Raw genomic sequence first — 16,373 nt, 5'->3', positions numbered from 1 at the left:
AAAGCGCACACGGTGCGTTTTTTTTATGTTTTCAATAGTGTATAATAGAAACATGGAACTACAACGATATGAAAAGGCAAAAGCCTATGTATATGAACAGTTTGCCAAGATCAACAACGAACCTTTACGGATTGCAGCTTTGACTCATACCGCCATGGTAGATTCTTGTATCACCTTATTGGCAATCTCCAGAAGCAGTGCTTTGGAAAAGGCTAAAATTGCCGCTTTATTTCATGATTATGCACAATATATCGACAATTGTGCTCATAGTGAACACGCAAGACTTTCCAGTCTGCACGCCCACCAATATTTAACCCAAGCCAAGGAGTTTAAGGTGTATGAGGTTGATGATATTTGTTTTGCGATTGCCCAACATTCCAAAAAGGAGATTTTTGACTCTCCTTTATGCGAATTATTAAAAGATGCCGATATTCTGGCTCGTTTTCTGGAAGATCCCAACAAACCATTGACCGGCATCGCACGCCAGCGACTGATTGATGCACTGGCCGATATCAATAACTAAAACTTTTGAACATGCAGCTTTACTTTTGAATCCAGCTGCTTTTTTATTTGGTCTAGAGTGCTTTGAAAACGATGAACATCAAAAACGATGCAATCGATATACGAATAGCTTTTACCGATAGCGCCTCCGATCACGCGGGCACACTCGCTCTTTTGGAAGGCCTGATCAAACTGTTTTGAAAGCTCCTGACGAAATAATGCATCCTCACGAGTATTGAAAAGATTGTTATAGTAGATATAATCAAATTCGCCCTGCTTGACCTCCAGATCTTTGAGCACATCAGTTTGCTCCTCCAACGTTTCTTCGATCAGTAAAGGATGGGTCGTAAAAATAAATTTCATATCCTTGCGCAATGCATCATGGGCAAAATCTTGTATCGGTTGAAAAACACTGTAAATCTCTAACGGTGACTGGTATGTCTTCCAACCCTTTGTTTCGACATGATCCATCAATTTCTCATAAGCATCCACCAAGTTACAAAACGATTCATCCATTTTAGGGGCATCCAAAAAGTCAACGCTGCCGATATAGGCTTCATAAGCACACTGACCTAAAGCCAGTTCCAACAAATACATGGACATCTCTTTTTTATTTTCGGTATTCGTGATCAAAGAAAAACCAGGGCAATACACTTCGCAATGCCAGGACTGTTGTGTTTCATCTGCCGTATAAAACAACATGAAATCGGTTAAAGTATAAATTTGATCTTTGATCTGCACCTGTGCCTGGATGGCTTTTTGTGATAAAGGCGGCAAACAGGCATTTAAGATCCACGATTTTTTGATGGCTTTCGGAGCCATTTGACAAACCATGGCCGCCAGATACTGTGTCGTCTTGTTGGGGCCGGTATCCCATGTCAGCTCATAATCACCATACGCATTATCCACAAAGAAATGGCAGCCAAAGCTTTCATAGGCATAGCTATCGAGTGGCTCCACCAGTTTCATACATTCTTCATAGTTTTCACGATTTAATAAATCTCGAATGGAATGTTCCACTTTTTCAAATTCTTTCCAGAACTCTATTGCGTTTTTTCGTGCACTCATCGATATTCTCCTAACTTTTTGATCAGCTTTTCGGCAACCTGACAATGCCCTTCTTCATCCAAATGAATGGCATCCAGTTTACCGGCTCGTATGTCCTCCAAGTCTAAAAAATCACATTGCCATTTATCGGCCATCTTTTTTAAAGGCATGGCAGACTGTTCTAACATTTCATACCCCTCCTGTCCAAAATGAATTCTTGTACGCATACAGGAAGCATATTCTTTATGCAGCTTCGGTGGCGTTACCATTAAGAAACGAGGTGTTTGAATAGAACGTTTAAAGTTATCCGGGTCCATAGCTTCATGCATAAAGAGATCCATTCCCTTTTCCAGAGAAGTTAAGGCATTGGTTCCATAGACTCTTTTGGCATCGTTGGTTCCCAAAAGAATGACGACCAGATCTAAAGGTTCATGTGTTTTTAAGACCATGGAAATGGTTTTAGATCCGTTTCTTTCTTCCAGACTGTAAGGATCACTGTGACAAAGTGTGCGGCCGCAGAGTCCTTCTTCCAGAATTTCATCTTCCGGAAATGCTTTTTGAATCTGTTTGGTAAAACGATTCGCATAGCGCATCCCTGTCTGCGCATTATATCCCCATGTATTGCTGTCTCCATAAAATAAGATTCGCATCATTCTTTCCTCCAAAGCTTTGATTCTGTAATCAAAATATCCATATCTATATCATGTGGCTGCGATTCAAATTCTTCTTCCTGTACATCAAAGGCTACCCCGATCTTCAATGCGTTTGTCTTTTGCAGATAGCGATCATAATACCCTTTTCCATACCCTTTTCGATGCAATCCGCAAAAGCTGACCATAGGTACGATGATCACATCTAGATCATTGGGATCACAGGCTTTTCCTACAGGCTCTTGGGTCTGAAAAGAACCTTGTACCAGATCTCCTGTATATGGTATAAATTCCAATTCATAATTTTCAATCATTTTCGGTAAATAGACAGTACCACTTTCTAAGCAGATATCAAATATGTTTACTTCTCCCTTGATCGGTACATAAGCGGCAATATTTCCTTTTAAAAAAGGCAAGAGCTTTTCGACTATTGCCTTTTCTTTCTTTTCTCTTTGTTTCCAGGAAAGACTTTTTCGTCTTTCAATACATTCTTTTCTACCCAATGGAATCACTCATATCCAGCTTTAACATCTGATTGAGTTCGACCGCATATTCCATCGGTAATTCTCGGGTGAATGGTTCTAAGAATCCCATGACGATCATTTCCGTAGCCTGCGCCCGGGAAAGTCCACGACTCATCAAATAGAAAAGCTGTTCTTCCGAAATATTAGAGACTGTAGCCTCATGCTCGATCTGTGAAGTATCATTTTGAGAAAAGTTTAAAGGAATCGTATCACTGCGCGACAGTTTATCTAAAATAAGGGTGTCACATTCCACTTTGCTTTTGGCATACTGCGCGTTTTTGGAATGTTTGACCCAGCCGCGATAATTCACTTCTCCACCCTGGCGAGCCACAGATTTTGAAATGATCGTACTGGTCGTATGTGGAGCCAGATGAATCATCTTGCTGCCGGCATCCTGCTTCTGTCCTTTGCTGCCAACGGCAATTGAAACTGTCGTACCTTTGGCATAAGGTTCTGCCAAAATACAAGCCGGATACTTCATATTGATATGCGAACCGATATTTCCATCGATCCATTCCATATGTCCGTTTTCAAATACCTTGGCACGTTTGGTCACAAGGTTGATGATATTGTTGGACCAGTTTTGTACCGTGCTGTATCGACACTTGGCATTTTTATGTACAAAGATCTCAACAACAGCGGCATGTAAAGAATCTTTCGAATAGATCGGTGCTGTACAACCTTCCACATAATGAACATCCGCACCTTCATCCACGATAATCAAGGTGCGTTCAAACTGTCCCATACTCATCGAGTTGATTCGGAAATAAGACTGTAGCGGCTTATCTAAGGATACTCCCTTTGGCACATAGATGAAAGAACCACCAGACCATACAGCTGTATTTAAAGCCGCATATTTATTGTCAGTATAAGGAACGATCTTTCCAAAGTACTTTTTGAAAAGCTCCGGACATTCACGCAATGCGGTATCGGTATCAAAGAACAATACACCTTTTTCCTCTACCTCTTCCAACATATTGTGATATACGACTTCACTTTCATACTGGGTGCTGACACCGGCCAAAAACTTTTGTTCCGCTTCCGGAATCCCCAGTTTATCAAAGGTATTACGAATCGTATCCGGTACTTCATCCCAGGATTGTTCCTGTTTTTCACTGGGTTTGATGTAGTACGTATAGTCATTAAAATCAATTTGGCTTAAATCCGGTCCCCATTTTGGATTCTTTTGTTCCACGAAAGAATGGTATGCCTTCAAGCGAAGTTCCAACATCCATTCAGGTTCCTTCTTGATTTTGGAGATCGTACGAACGACCTCTTCACTTAATCCTTTTTGTGTCTTGAATACACTGGTATCTTCATCATGAAAGCCATATTCATATTCATTGGATAAATTTAACTCTTTTTCTTCTGGCATTATTGACCTTCACTTTCTTTGATCATATCACGCAATGCTTTCCAGCCAATCGTTGCACAATTGATACGATTGGCCTGCTTACCTACATTTTGAAACGCAACGGCTTCTTCCAAAAGATCTTCATCATACTCTTTCTGATCAACCATGGCAAAATAATTCTGAATGATCTCCATGGCTTCTTCTTTTGTCTTTCCTTTGACCAGTTCACTCATAATGCTTGTGCTGGCTGTAGAAATCGTGCAGGCTTCCCCATCAAAACGCACATCTTCAATGCGATCGCCATCAAATTTTGCTTGTACGGTAATATCATCGATACAAGAATCACTGGCCATATGACGAGAATGATATCCTTCTTCTTTTGTCAGTTCATGATTTCTGGGATATTGGTAATGATCCATGATAATATCTCTTAACAAATTCGGATCGATCTCACTCATGTTTCATCCTCCTCTAAAAAAATATATTGATACAGTTTTCTAATGTCGCTTCCTGTAAAGCGGCAACCAACTGATCGATTTCTTCTTTTGTGTTATAAAAGTAAAAGCTGGCACGGCAAGTACCGCTGACCTTTAATACATCCACTAACATCTTGGCACAATGTGTACCGGAGCGTACCGCAATTCCTTTGGTGTTCAAAAAGCTGGCCACATCCTGAGCCGGAATCATCTGTCCCTGATCAAAAACGTTAAAGGTACAGATTCCACTTTGTGCGTTTTCGTTATAAAGATGAATCGTTTTCAGTTCTTTAACCTTCTGCACAAAATACGATTTTAATTCCAGTTCGTAAGCATGGATCACTTCTTTGCCGATAGCCTGAATATAATCAATGGCAGCCCCTAAGCCTAGTACCCCTTCAATGGGCTGTGTTCCGCTTTCATATTTTAAAGGTGTTTCCTTTAAAATCAAATCACCACAGCTGTTAAAGCGGGCATTGCTTTCACCACCATAATAAATAGGCTCCAGTTTATCCAACAAAGCTTTTTTGCCATAGAGTACCCCGACACCGGTCGGTCCACACATTTTATGCGCACTGAACACAAAGAAATCGACATCCAAATCTTGTACATCGATATCAATATGCGGTGTGCTCTGGGCACCATCGACTACAACAAGCATATCATTTTGATGAGCAATTTTCGCAATTTCCCTGACGGGTGCTTCAAAGCCCAAAACGTTCGATACTTGTGCCAGACAAACAACTTTTACATTTTCATGAACGGCCTTTTTAAAGTTTTCAACCGTGATCTTGCCTTCTTCATCTAAAGGAATATATTCGATCTTACATCCCTTTTGTTTTGCAGCCTGCATCCACGGCAGAATACTGCTGGCATGCTCACTTTCATCACTTAAGATCACATCACCAGGCTTCAACAGCTGCTGACAAACCATCAGGGCTACCTGGTTTAACCCTTCAGAACTGCCGGAATTAAAGATGATCTCTTTGGAAGAAGCAGCGTGTAAATAATCCGCAACCTTCTTTCGACAACCTTCATAGGCCGCATCGACCTGAGCACTCATCTCATAATCGCCACGATGAGCATTGGCTCCTAAATACGTATAATAATTGACAACCGCATCAATCACCGGCTGCGGCTTTAATGTCGTTGCTCCATTATCCAGATAGACTAATGGTTTACCCGACATCGTCCTGGACAGAATGGGAAAATCTTTACGAATTCTTTCCGTGTCCATATAATCCCACCTTGCTTTCCATTTCTTCACGCATCTTTTCTTTGGTTGCTTCATCACTGACCAGCTCCAGAATCGGCAGCAGATATCCAACGCTTAAAAGGCCCATTGCCTGACGCTGCGAAAGTCCGCGTGATTTTAGATAGTATAACTGTTCTTCATCCGGTTGTCCGATCGTTTGAGCATGAGATGCCTTGACGTCGTTTTCATCGATCAACAACAACGGTATGACCTGCGCTTTATGATCTTTTCCCAATGTCAAGACACGTGTTGTCTGATGCGATTGTGATCCGTAACATCCCTTTTGAATATTACCATTGGCCACCATTTCATAATGCGCACGATCGAAAAGTACAGAGAAATTTTCCATATAACCAAATGTATGTGACGCTTCATGAAGAATTTCAATATCGTTTAATTTTGTAGTGTCCGCCTGTCCCAATTGAGCACTCATCAACTTAATATCAGCGCCAGATTCTTTTAAAAACGCCTTTTGTTTAAACGTTACGTCACTTTCTTCCATATCCAGAAAGCCAATTTCACTCTTGGCATCTTTTTTGACCTCTACTTCCAGATCAACAGAAAGTGTCGAGGCACTCTGATTATATAAAAGGATCTTAGATTGACTGTCGGCTTCCAGCTTTAGATGCAGCTTTAAACTGGAAATTCCTTTGCGAAGGACCATTAGTAACGAACCGGTTTTCTGAATCGTGATCGTGGCCTTTTCATCCTGATCAAAATAAATCGTTTCGTTAAATTCCTTTTCGTAAACCTTTTCCATAATTATCCTCTTTTAGCTCCGCAAAGTCCGATACTGGTAGGTCGTTTTTTTGTTTCTTCCTTTCTGGCGGATACATGGTATTCGGTTTCCAGCCATTCATATCCTTCTTTGTCAATCTTATCAATCAGCTCTTGATCACCCGATACAACGATTTGTCCATCGACTAAGACATGCGCATGAGTCGGATGCAGATATTCGTAAAAGCGAGCATAGTGAGATACGACCAAAAGCCCCATATCTGTTTCTTTCTGGCATTGATTGATGGCTTCACTTACGATCTTTAACGCATCCACATCCAAACCAGAATCGATTTCATCCAGCATGGCAATGGATGGCTTTAACATCATCATCTGTACGATCTCATTTCGTTTCTTTTCCCCACCGGAAAAACCATCGTTTAAGAAACGATGTGCCAGATCCGGTTTCATTTCCAGCTGCTGAATGGCTTTATCCATCTCCTTGATGAACTTAAATAAACTGATTGGCTTTTCCTGACGAGCATTGATACAGGAGCGCAGGAAATCTGAATTGGTCACACCGCTGATTTCACTGGGATACTGCATCCCTAAAAACAAACCGGCTTTGCTTCTTTCATCCACTTCCATCGCCAAAACATCCTGCCCATCAAGTTCAATAGAACCTTGGGTTACTGTATATTTTGGATTTCCCATGATAGCAGCCAACAGTGTACTTTTACCATTTCCGTTTGGTCCCATCAGAGCATGACGCTCCCCGGAGCGAATCGTCAGATTCAGTCCTTTTAATATTTCTTTATCTTCTACAGATACATGTAAGTCTTTAATAACGAGTTCTGTCATATCTATTCCTCTTTTCCGGTACTATAGTAACAAAAAAGGTTATAAATCTCAATTCAGACGATTATGAAGATTCATTGCTTTTTCAATCGATATTGGCTATAATTGAGAAAGATTTTTAAAGGAGGATTACAATGTCTGAATTCCTTAGAAACAACTGGTTTGTAGTTGTGATTGCAGTGATCATCATTGCTTTTGTTTCCTATTTTATATATGATGAAAATAAGTACAATGTCAGTGCAAAATCCGGTAGTGATGGCAACCAGGTCGTTGCCAGTATCGATAAAAAAGATATCACCGCCAATGACATCTATGATCAGTCGGCTCCGTTTGATACAGCGCTGCTTTATAACTTGTATCATAACCAGGTAGTGGATCAAAGTGTAAAAACCACAGATGATTTAGATGAAAAGGCAAAAGATCTGGAAAAAACGATCGAACAAAACGCTTCTTCCAGCTCTTCTCAAAATAGCGAATCACAGATTGAAACTGAACTGGCTTCTTTTGGCTATAATGGTATAGATCAGCTATATGATTATTGTTTGATGACCGTAAAGGAAGCCAAGATGCAGCGCGATTACATTGAAGATCATTTCGATGAAGTGACACCGGCCCTGCAGGAGAAAAAGCCACGAACGATTTCGATCATCTCGATGCAGGTACAGGATCTGACAGCCTTAACTGAAGATGAACAAAAGAAAAAAGACAATATCGACTCAGCTTTATCCAGCGGTTCTTTTGCGGATGCGGCAACCGCTTATTCAGAAGACACAGCTACGGCTTCGGATGATGGCTTTTATGGCTATGTCGATGCAAATTCTGTCAACAGCCAATACAGCACATTGAATGCACAAGTCATTCAGGCTGCTTTAAATCTGGAAAAAGATCAGACAAGTGACTGGATCGAAGTCACAGATTCAAGCTCTGGGCTGAAATATTTATATAAGGTACATGTAGATGAAACGGATATTCAAAACATCTGGGATTCTAAAAACGAGACTGTTTCCAATAACATCTTATCGGCTTTCTTAACAGCCAACCAGGGATTAAGTGTTAAGATCGTAGAGGAAAACGCAAAAGATCTGGATATCGAGTTCAAAGATGAAGATGTACAAAAACGCATTGAAGACTATATCAACGATCAGACAGGAGGAAGCAGCAATGAAGAGTAATTTAAAAAAAGCGGCTGTATTTGCCGGCTGTTCTTTGTTGATGTTGACAGCCTGCTCCGGTGCAACGGCTCAGATCAGCAATGCCGGTGATGTACTATTCCAGGTCGGTGATGTATCGGTTACACGTGGGACAGAATATGAACTGATCAAAAAATCAAATGGTTCCACCATGGCGGTCACTTTGATTGAACAGGCAATCATGGATGAAGAAATCGGCCGTGGAGATGATATTAAAAAACAGGCAGAAGAGCAGTATGAAACAAATACATCCGGAAGCAAAGAATTTGAACAAAGCTTGATCGATGCCGGCTATAAGGATAAAGATGACTATATTGAAAAAGTCATCATCCCAACGATCCAGCAGGAAAAACTATTGGATAAGTATTTTGAAGACAATGCCAAAGCCATTAAAAAAGAATACAAGCCAAGCGTCGCCAAGATTTTGATGTGTGACAATAAGGATGATGCCAATAACGCTTTACAGGCACTCAAGGATGGAACAGATGCACAAACAGTATTTGATCAATACGCCAGTGAAAGTGCCACTTACGGAAATGAAGAGATCGTAGTTTCTACCCTTTTAAAAGATTCCATTCCAACTTATGTCATCAATACTTTATATTCCGCCAAGGAAACCGGTGTGATCGATGAAGTTATGAGCGATGATAACGATTCCAGCGATGCCTATTATGTTGCGATCCTTACAAGCAATGATTACGATGAAAACCGGGCAAAAATACAGGAAGCTCTTGTATCAAAAGCCAGCAGTGATATTGCCAAGGAATGTAATGTTTACTATATGAAAAAGCACAATTTAGAAATCCATGATCAAGATATTTTTGATGCCTTGCGCACCAGCAATCCGGAATATCTGATCAATCACCCAGAATTGGCAGAGGAAGATCAATGATCTTCCTCTAATTTTTTTATTTGTTCATCCAATATGCTTCGAAAGCGAAATTCTTCAACGCTTTGTAAACCAATATGATATAAAATATGTACATCTTCCGTATTGAATAAATAAAAATGCTGAGTATCAATACTGCCTTCCGGCCAGAGACAAGCCGCATAATCATAGATTTTTCCGGTTGTTTTTTCTCTTTGGATTCGTCCTATGATCATGAGCTTTTTTGTTCCCTGATGTAACGTAACAACCGTTCCGATAGGTAATAACTCTTTCAAACCTTTCCTCCTTTCTAGTAGCTCACCTTGATTTTAAAGCCTAACCCTGCAATAAAGCCCAACTTGCTTCCAAACTCCCATTCACGGTTATGTCATTGCTCAGGTATATAAAAAGAGCCGCTTTTTCGACTCTTAAACTCTAATCATGATATTTTCATCTAAATTGCTATAAGTTTCTAAAGGGATTATATTCCCTTCATAATTCATGCAAAGGAGAACTTCTACAATATTATTTTTGTAGTTTTCTATTTCTTCATCATACGCTTTTATAGCTTCTTTTAAATCGTCCGTCTGCATAACTATTGGATCAATATCATTTTCCCAATATTCTTTTTGTCCTTCGATTGGACTATCGTGCAGTGTGTAGGTCATTCGATCTACAAAATATTTATTTTTCATTTTTTATCCTACCTTTCATATAGGATTATAGCACTTATACATAATAAAAAAACCGCTTTTTAGCGGCTACGTAAAAGAGGGATAGATGAAAACCAACATCTATAAATAATATAACTGAGTTTCCTCATACATGATTTCTGATCGTGCATATTCAGACACGTTGCAGATAAGTCTGAGCTTACAAGAGCGACTTGTAAGCTTCTTACCCTTTGAACCAACGAGGAGAATAATACTCCCAACTTTCACCCGTCTTTCAGAATGTATAATTTCATTAAGCTTTCCAAATAGAAATTAATCGTTGTTTCTCTAAATGCGCTATGGGCTACTTGTACCTGTTACTTGTCTTATAGTTCATTTCTGAACATCACACGCAATGTCTTTGTTGGATGTTTCCTAAAGCGGTTATAACATATCCCTATGCATAACTTTTAGGAGAGGACGTGTTTTCACGACTTTCTATTGCAGACACGACAAGGACAGTTCCTTTGCATATTTCAGATCATGCACGCATGGTTAAGGTTTGAGGTTTCCTCATCCTGTATATACGTTACCGCATACACAACATCCTACCTAATAAACTATCATTCATTAGACAAAAGCCTTTCTTAGCCACGCTCCATGCAGGTTGACACCCTTCTTCACATGGTTGTTACATCGTAATTATTACGTAATCCAAAAAAAAATCAAGACCTAAAAATAAAAAAATGGGAGAGCTTTTGCTCTCCCTACAGCTAACAAAAATAGTTTTATAATTCAACTAACAAAAATTAAGCAGCTTCTTAAAAAGCAACAGACCAATACATATCATCATTGGCAGCGCATCTATACTATTTATATATACCTTATTTTGTTCTATTTCTTTAGGTATCAATAAATCATCAACAGGTTGGATGGATCTAAGTTCCACGGACTTTTGCAATTCTTGTTCTGCCTTTTCTTTTTTCTCCTGTTGGATACGTGCTTCCTGATCATAGATTGCCTGTACACCATCATACATAAAAAATCCTACAAATGTTAATCCGTAGGAATCGGGAATGTGGTAACTATCACTAGGGTTTAACCTGTATAATCGCCACATATAACCGCCAAACGAGCTCATGGATACGTCAATCGAACCATCATCATAACAATGTTCGACTACGCCTATATGACCGCACAAGCGACCTAATGAATCGGTGATACCGCCTGAATAAATGATACAGCTTCCTATTTTAGGAGATGGTATCTGTTTCATCTCAGGACGATTCGCCCACATGATGGCATTGCCTCCGTAGAATGTAACAGGAGCGTTACAAATCTCTGACAATCTACCCCATGCGTAGCAAGTACAATTAGGTAAACCATATCCCCTTTGAAAATAGGGATTGGAAACAGAGTACCAATCCCCTAGATTTTCTTCATTTCTTCGCTCGGTTATCACTTACCGTTGACAAGCTCCGTTAATGGCGTAGCAGACACCCAAATACCGTGAATCTGCGCTAAGTTATAAGGGATATTAATTGCTTCCACCGTGCATTGATCCACATAGACTTTCGCTTTGTCATTAGCTAAGTAGTTATCTTTTGCTCCATCGGATGCATCGTATTCGCTAAGGAATTTAGTCGGGAACCATCCTCCTAATGCCGGTACGTTTACACACTCATCACCGTTGATAGTACGAGTACCACCGTTAGCTAATAAAGACATAGCCACTGATGTTACTACAGAGCCAACAGTCAAGATTTGGTCTGCTCCAGTCTGACCTGGTACATGAGGATCAGTATCAATACCCGTATCATTTGTCCAACCTGTACCATTATTTAATAAATAAGGGTATGGAGCACCGGATACCACTTTAGTAATAGTACCTTCCCAGTCACCTTTATAGACTTTTCCGCCTGCGCTGGATGTAGCCAAAGTGTTCGTGCAGCACTGCGTTCCAACACCATACTTTTCTGTACTTGGAGTAGGTGTAGGACTTGGAGCACTACCGCCATCCAATCTAGCATTGACTGTAGCCGCCAATTCAGGCATTTTGCTCTCTAAGTATGGTCCAGGACAAGACGTTGCCCAAAACATCTTATGCATCGTCAAAGATCCATTAGGAGTACCATCGAAAGTCAGTCTAAATCCATAACGTTTGCAGATATCTACACACAGATTGACTAAGCTGTTCCAACTTGCTTCACTGATTGGCCAATTACCACCGGTTTGACTGTTTGATACCTCAATCGTGATAGCTTGACAATCGTTTACACCATTAGATGATGTCCATGCACGGTTAACTTCATCTACGTTGCACACGATACCGCCATCATAACCAATACAATAATTGGCACTAGCACCACGATTCGGATTTTGGAAAGTTGCTGCACACTGTTCAGCGGTTAATACCCCAGCCATATGATGAGGGGTGATTTTACAAACCTTATATCCCTGTCTGCCAACTGTATAGTTGTATGGACTAGCTAACATGATTTTATTTGTTAAAGGACTATGCATCTTCGTCATCTCCTTTTCCGTTAGAAAGCTCTTCTTCCATTTCCGGTGTAAGTTCCGGTTCTTCTACGATTCCGGTTACAACTTCTACTTCTTTCATGACTTTTCCTCCTATTCTCGAATTGGCAACTCTTTTAGTTCAAGCGCCATCTTCTTTACTTTTCCATTACCGCCAAGCGCCTCATATGCTTCTGCCATCTCAAGCAAATTTTCATAACCGTGAGGGCTTATTTCACCTCGTTCAATATATTTATCGTGATAATCGATAATTTGTTGTCTGAGTAAACATCTAGTACCTTTACGGTTTGCTTGTTTTTCTTTTTCCTCTCGTTCATCTTTAGCTCTTGCGGTTTTTCTTATATCTTTTAAAAGCCAAACGATGTAGCCACATAAAGCGGTTACTATCGCAATGACTACATCGCTATACATCTGATCCATTTACTCTGCCTCTTTAGTACCCTCGACAAAGCGTGTAAACGCTTGGTGAAGTCCTGTACTAGCTAATCCCATCAGTGCCCCGTATACGATCGATTCAACGGACGGACCGCTAACAACACCATTCAATACAGCGCCTACAATCGCCAAAATTGTTGGGATGTATTTATTCGGTACAAAATCAAAACTTGTCTTTAGGATGTATCCAATAATCAGGCAAGCTACCATAACTACCAAAACAAAATATTCAGTCAATGTTGAAAAATCCATACGTTATCCCTCCACTTTTTCAAAATAATTTCCAACTAAAGAAGCACAGGTTGCATACAATGGCTGTCCGCTATCTCTAACGCACTTGTAAATAATTCCATCTTCAACGTAGTATTTACCGTTATGTACTGTCATTGTTTTAGCATATGGAATTGGATCTTCTAAAGTTCCTTCGTGTTCTTCATCGATGCGTTCATAGAGTGCAGCAGTTTCAATGGATGGTGCCTGATTTTCTAGTACAGTGGCAATGTCCTGACGGACTTTCCAAAGTTCACCTTTATGCTGCACGCGAATTCCTTCAGATAACTTTTTACCAATATAAGATTCCCACGTTGGGAAAATAGAGATACACTTTAAAGCATTGGTATCACTCATATTCATTACGGCCAAATTCAAAGCAAAATTCTGATCTTCTGTTAGTTCTGCTTCTTCTTCCGCTTTGACAAGTACGATATGATAAATATCTTGTTTTTTGTTATCTAACTTGTACTGTAGTTCTTTAACAATTTGATATCCTTCATATGTCTTTTTTGCATACTCGATAGATACACATGATTCAAATGCAGTTTTAATGGCATCCATTCCGGAATCAGTTGTAAAAGTCAAATTCAATTCATCATTGATCAATTGTAATAATTCATTACATAAAGTGATGTCAACTTCCCCAATCTTCATTTCCTTCACTGGCTCTTCTAATTCAATTGGCTCTTCCATCACTTCTGTTTCTTTTTTAATTTCTTCACTCATGAGTTTTTCCTCCTAAAATAAAAAGCATGAAAGGAAGTGCTCTCATGCTTTATGAACATCATTTAAAAAATTGGTTAGTAGATCAAAAAATCTACAAAAAAGAATCCACATATACCGTTTATTACAACATCGTCTATAATCAGATAGTTCCTAATATCGGAAATATTGAAGTAGAACATCTTAATAACGATATCCTACAAGAATTTGTGTTAGATCAACTAGATCATGGACGAGTTGACGGCAAAGGTGGAATCGCTCAAAGCTATGTTAAGGATATAATTACAGTCCTTAAATTATCATTGGATCAAAAGATTGAGATCCAGTTACCTTACTGTCCTCCTACGGAGGTTGAGATTTACGATAAATCGGATCAGATAACATTGATAAACTACCTCCAATCAGAGATCAATAACAAACATTTCGGAATATTATTAGCCATCCACACAGGCATCCGCATCGGTGAGTTGTGTGCTCTCAAATGGTCTGACATCAACTTCGATACACAAATACTCCATATTGATAAAACAATGGTAAGACTGTACACCAAAGAAGAAGGATCACGTTTAAGAATCACACCGCCTAAATCAAGAGCAAGCACACGGTCCATACCTTTAAATAAATGGATCATGCAATATGCAGTCCTTTTAAAAGGTGAACCGGATGAATATATCATTACCGGACGAACGCAACACATTGAACCAAACAAATACCGTACCTTCTACAACAACATCTTGAAAGATTTGGAATTACCACATCATAAATTCCATTCGTTGCGCCATACATTTGCCACACGATGCATAGAATGTGGATGCGATTATAAGAGCCTATCGCAAATACTTGGGCATAGTAATGTATCAATTACTATGAACTTATATGTCCATCCACAAATGGAATTAAAGCGTAAATGTGTTGAGCTTTTAGCTGATTACTACCAACACTAAATGTATGTCTTTTGCGCCTGATTCTACTGGAGGAAAATATAAAGTTGATTTAACTCACTATCATCATTCACCGGTAGGATACGATAACAATCATTTTTATATGGGACGACTAAGGGATAATTCGTTCGACTATGATGACCCAAGCAGTGCAAATGGATATTCCTTTTCAGGGGGAACTAGCGCTATGTCATCCACAAAACATTTTGGTACATCTGATGCATTGAATGAAATTAGCCTTATAACTCCATATACAACTGTATATATTTGGAGACGCACCGTTTAAGATACACGCATCCAAATATAAGTAACTATAGAAGGTTGAATAATTGAGACTTTATCTTCTCCAGTTTCTGTAGTGTCTGTTTTTTTATAATTTCCGTCATATACAAAGCCTTTAGAACTTCCTGTTCCCGGATAAGCTGCAATAAAGTTAGGCCAATCTTGCTGATGCTTATGCTTTGGTACACCTGGAAGATTATATTTTCCAAGTTCAGATCCGGCAGTAAAAGACATACATTTATCAAAAGTGTAAGTATGTCTTTTACGGCCGGAGGTGAGTATGGAAAATACAATAAAACGCTCGATCAAAGTGAGATTGGTGATACAAGTGCCGGCACTATTGGCAATTATGCAGGTACACATTATGGGGTACATTCACATACAGGATTTAAGAGCTTTAGTATTTTAAATCCTGTGATTGGGGTTAACATATGGAGACGTACAGCTTAGGCTGTTCTTCTCCATACATTTGTTACTATGTAGGGTTGTAAGTTATTAAATGGTTGATTAACAGGATCTCCAGTATCTCTTAATGCATCGACTGCCCATCCACTAGGGGTGAACTGCTCCCATTTTGCGTGAGAACCATACGCATTAGTTTGACGTGATATAGTTACGTTTCCGCTCAAATTTTGCTCTGTAATAGATGTTTTATATTTTCCTCCGGATGAATTAGCAGTAAAAGACATACATAATCTATGCTATTCTTTGCCACACAGACACGGTTATGTAGGGGCTTAGTAAATTGATGTTATGATTCTCTAAATTAGAAGCAATATCAGAAAACAGAATCTTTCCACTATAACCTATTGGACCAGCATCAAGGCCATAACTATTACTTATTGTTCTAATTTTATGAATGTAAGATCCACCTTTTGAATCAGGCGCAAATGACATACTTGTAGTACCGTCATCTCCCTCACCTGCGCCAATCAAACAACGACCCTGAGCGTATGGTTGCCAAGTACCCCCAAATAAAGTACTTGGATTTGTACTATTTGTGCTCATATAAATAGAGCCGACCGGATATACCAGGTCGACTAACCTTTTAACTGATCCTTTTGATTTAAAACTAAATAAAGCCATAA

23 protein-coding genes are annotated in these 16,373 nt (G+C 39.5%); 5 read left to right on the top strand and 18 right to left on the bottom strand.

What is annotated here, in order from left to right:
• The first annotated feature begins 52 nt into the window (after positions 1 to 52).
• Positions 53 to 523, top strand: a complete 471-nt coding sequence (locus ACTQX6_RS02765; RefSeq protein WP_022789834.1) for an HD domain-containing protein — start codon at positions 53 to 55, stop codon at positions 521 to 523.
• Here ACTQX6_RS02765 and ACTQX6_RS02760 read toward each other — a convergent pair.
• From ACTQX6_RS02760 to sufC, 8 genes are read right to left on the bottom strand one after another with little or no spacing between them, the layout of a single operon-like run.
• Positions 520 to 1,569, bottom strand: a complete 1,050-nt coding sequence (locus ACTQX6_RS02760; protein WP_272001249.1) for a hypothetical protein — start codon at positions 1,567 to 1,569, stop codon at positions 520 to 522. The genes ACTQX6_RS02765 and ACTQX6_RS02760 overlap by 4 nt on opposite strands.
• The gene (locus tag ACTQX6_RS02755) at positions 1,566 to 2,201 is read right to left on the bottom strand and encodes a GDSL-type esterase/lipase family protein (protein WP_117447138.1); all 636 of its coding nucleotides are present in this window, start codon (positions 2,199 to 2,201) and stop codon (positions 1,566 to 1,568) included. Before ACTQX6_RS02755 ends, ACTQX6_RS02760 begins: the two co-directional genes overlap by 4 nt.
• Complete coding sequence (locus tag ACTQX6_RS02750) at positions 2,198 to 2,701, bottom strand: 5-formyltetrahydrofolate cyclo-ligase (protein WP_168965475.1); 504 nt, start codon at positions 2,699 to 2,701, stop codon at positions 2,198 to 2,200. The genes ACTQX6_RS02755 and ACTQX6_RS02750 overlap by 4 nt, the downstream gene beginning before the upstream one ends.
• Complete coding sequence (gene sufB / locus ACTQX6_RS02745; RefSeq protein ID WP_117447140.1) at positions 2,694 to 4,097, bottom strand: Fe-S cluster assembly protein SufB; 1,404 nt, start codon at positions 4,095 to 4,097, stop codon at positions 2,694 to 2,696. Before sufB ends, ACTQX6_RS02750 begins: the two co-directional genes overlap by 8 nt.
• On the bottom strand, positions 4,097 to 4,534 hold the full coding sequence (sufU, locus tag ACTQX6_RS02740) for a Fe-S cluster assembly sulfur transfer protein SufU (protein WP_117447141.1): 438 nt from the start codon (positions 4,532 to 4,534) through the stop codon (positions 4,097 to 4,099). Before sufU ends, sufB begins: the two co-directional genes overlap by 1 nt.
• 13 nt (positions 4,535 to 4,547) lie before the next feature.
• Positions 4,548 to 5,789: an aminotransferase class V-fold PLP-dependent enzyme gene (locus ACTQX6_RS02735; protein ID WP_117447142.1), complete on the bottom strand. Its 1,242-nt coding sequence runs from the start codon at positions 5,787 to 5,789 to the stop codon at positions 4,548 to 4,550.
• On the bottom strand, positions 5,767 to 6,567 hold the full coding sequence (locus ACTQX6_RS02730; RefSeq protein ID WP_117447143.1) for a SufD family Fe-S cluster assembly protein: 801 nt from the start codon (positions 6,565 to 6,567) through the stop codon (positions 5,767 to 5,769). The genes ACTQX6_RS02735 and ACTQX6_RS02730 overlap by 23 nt, the downstream gene beginning before the upstream one ends.
• Before the next feature lie 2 nt (positions 6,568 to 6,569).
• Positions 6,570 to 7,385, bottom strand: a complete 816-nt coding sequence (gene sufC, locus ACTQX6_RS02725; RefSeq protein WP_117447144.1) for a Fe-S cluster assembly ATPase SufC — start codon at positions 7,383 to 7,385, stop codon at positions 6,570 to 6,572.
• Positions 7,386 to 7,516: 131 nt separating this feature from the next.
• Between sufC and ACTQX6_RS02720 the strand changes: the two genes are divergently transcribed.
• Positions 7,517 to 8,554, top strand: a complete 1,038-nt coding sequence (locus tag ACTQX6_RS02720) for a peptidylprolyl isomerase (protein ID WP_117447145.1) — start codon at positions 7,517 to 7,519, stop codon at positions 8,552 to 8,554.
• The gene (locus tag ACTQX6_RS02715) at positions 8,544 to 9,464 is read left to right on the top strand and encodes a hypothetical protein (protein WP_117447146.1); all 921 of its coding nucleotides are present in this window, start codon (positions 8,544 to 8,546) and stop codon (positions 9,462 to 9,464) included. The genes ACTQX6_RS02720 and ACTQX6_RS02715 overlap by 11 nt, the downstream gene beginning before the upstream one ends.
• Here ACTQX6_RS02715 and ACTQX6_RS02710 read toward each other — a convergent pair.
• The 7 genes from ACTQX6_RS02710 to ACTQX6_RS02680 all read right to left on the bottom strand — a co-directional run bounded on the left by ACTQX6_RS02710 (position 9,458) and on the right by ACTQX6_RS02680 (position 14,065).
• On the bottom strand, positions 9,458 to 9,736 hold the full coding sequence (locus tag ACTQX6_RS02710) for a DUF4176 domain-containing protein (protein ID WP_022789845.1): 279 nt from the start codon (positions 9,734 to 9,736) through the stop codon (positions 9,458 to 9,460). The two genes, ACTQX6_RS02715 and ACTQX6_RS02710, sit on opposite strands and share 7 nt — an antisense overlap.
• 132 nt (positions 9,737 to 9,868) lie before the next feature.
• Entirely contained in the window at positions 9,869 to 10,135 is a 267-nt protein-coding gene (locus ACTQX6_RS02705) for a hypothetical protein (protein WP_441657230.1), read from the bottom strand.
• A 757-nt stretch (positions 10,136 to 10,892) separates the two neighbouring features.
• Positions 10,893 to 11,555: a CHAP domain-containing protein gene (locus ACTQX6_RS02700; protein ID WP_441657231.1), complete on the bottom strand. Its 663-nt coding sequence runs from the start codon at positions 11,553 to 11,555 to the stop codon at positions 10,893 to 10,895.
• On the bottom strand, positions 11,552 to 12,616 hold the full coding sequence (locus ACTQX6_RS02695; protein WP_441657232.1) for a peptidoglycan recognition protein family protein: 1,065 nt from the start codon (positions 12,614 to 12,616) through the stop codon (positions 11,552 to 11,554). Before ACTQX6_RS02695 ends, ACTQX6_RS02700 begins: the two co-directional genes overlap by 4 nt.
• 108 nt (positions 12,617 to 12,724) lie before the next feature.
• Positions 12,725 to 13,051: a hypothetical protein gene (locus tag ACTQX6_RS02690; RefSeq protein ID WP_117446990.1), complete on the bottom strand. Its 327-nt coding sequence runs from the start codon at positions 13,049 to 13,051 to the stop codon at positions 12,725 to 12,727.
• Positions 13,052 to 13,318, bottom strand: a complete 267-nt coding sequence (locus ACTQX6_RS02685) for a phage holin family protein (RefSeq protein WP_117447152.1) — start codon at positions 13,316 to 13,318, stop codon at positions 13,052 to 13,054.
• A gap of 3 nt (positions 13,319 to 13,321) precedes the next feature.
• On the bottom strand, positions 13,322 to 14,065 hold the full coding sequence (locus tag ACTQX6_RS02680) for a hypothetical protein (protein WP_441657233.1): 744 nt from the start codon (positions 14,063 to 14,065) through the stop codon (positions 13,322 to 13,324).
• A gap of 44 nt (positions 14,066 to 14,109) precedes the next feature.
• Here ACTQX6_RS02680 and ACTQX6_RS02675 point away from each other — a divergent pair, with 44 nt between their 5' ends.
• Positions 14,110 to 15,006 (top strand): tyrosine-type recombinase/integrase, encoded by an 897-nt coding sequence (locus ACTQX6_RS02675; protein WP_441657234.1) that lies wholly within the window; start codon positions 14,110 to 14,112, stop codon positions 15,004 to 15,006.
• Positions 15,007 to 15,285: 279 nt separating this feature from the next.
• On the opposite strand, the gene ACTQX6_RS02670 is transcribed toward ACTQX6_RS02675, so the two are convergent.
• Complete coding sequence (locus ACTQX6_RS02670; RefSeq protein WP_441657235.1) at positions 15,286 to 15,519, bottom strand: hypothetical protein; 234 nt, start codon at positions 15,517 to 15,519, stop codon at positions 15,286 to 15,288.
• Between the two features lie 46 nt (positions 15,520 to 15,565).
• On the opposite strand from ACTQX6_RS02670, the gene ACTQX6_RS02665 reads away from it, so the two are divergent.
• On the top strand, positions 15,566 to 15,694 hold the full coding sequence (locus ACTQX6_RS02665) for a hypothetical protein (RefSeq protein WP_441657236.1): 129 nt from the start codon (positions 15,566 to 15,568) through the stop codon (positions 15,692 to 15,694).
• A gap of 37 nt (positions 15,695 to 15,731) precedes the next feature.
• Here the strand turns inward: ACTQX6_RS02665 and ACTQX6_RS02660 are convergent, their stop codons facing one another.
• Together ACTQX6_RS02660 and ACTQX6_RS02655 are read right to left on the bottom strand one after the other, a co-directional pair.
• On the bottom strand, positions 15,732 to 15,974 hold the full coding sequence (locus tag ACTQX6_RS02660; protein ID WP_441657237.1) for a hypothetical protein: 243 nt from the start codon (positions 15,972 to 15,974) through the stop codon (positions 15,732 to 15,734).
• Positions 15,975 to 15,981: 7 nt separating this feature from the next.
• On the bottom strand, positions 15,982 to 16,371 hold the full coding sequence (locus tag ACTQX6_RS02655; RefSeq protein ID WP_441657238.1) for a phage baseplate protein: 390 nt from the start codon (positions 16,369 to 16,371) through the stop codon (positions 15,982 to 15,984).
• Positions 16,372 to 16,373 lie beyond the last annotated feature (2 nt).

Origin of the sequence: Faecalicoccus sp. LCP19S3_E2, from assembly GCF_052121255.1 — a bacterium.
Taxonomy (GTDB): domain Bacteria; phylum Bacillota_I; class Bacilli_A; order Erysipelotrichales; family Erysipelotrichaceae; genus Faecalicoccus.
Note: the sequence above shows the minus strand (reverse complement) of the source record. Positions and strands in the feature narration are given on the sequence as shown.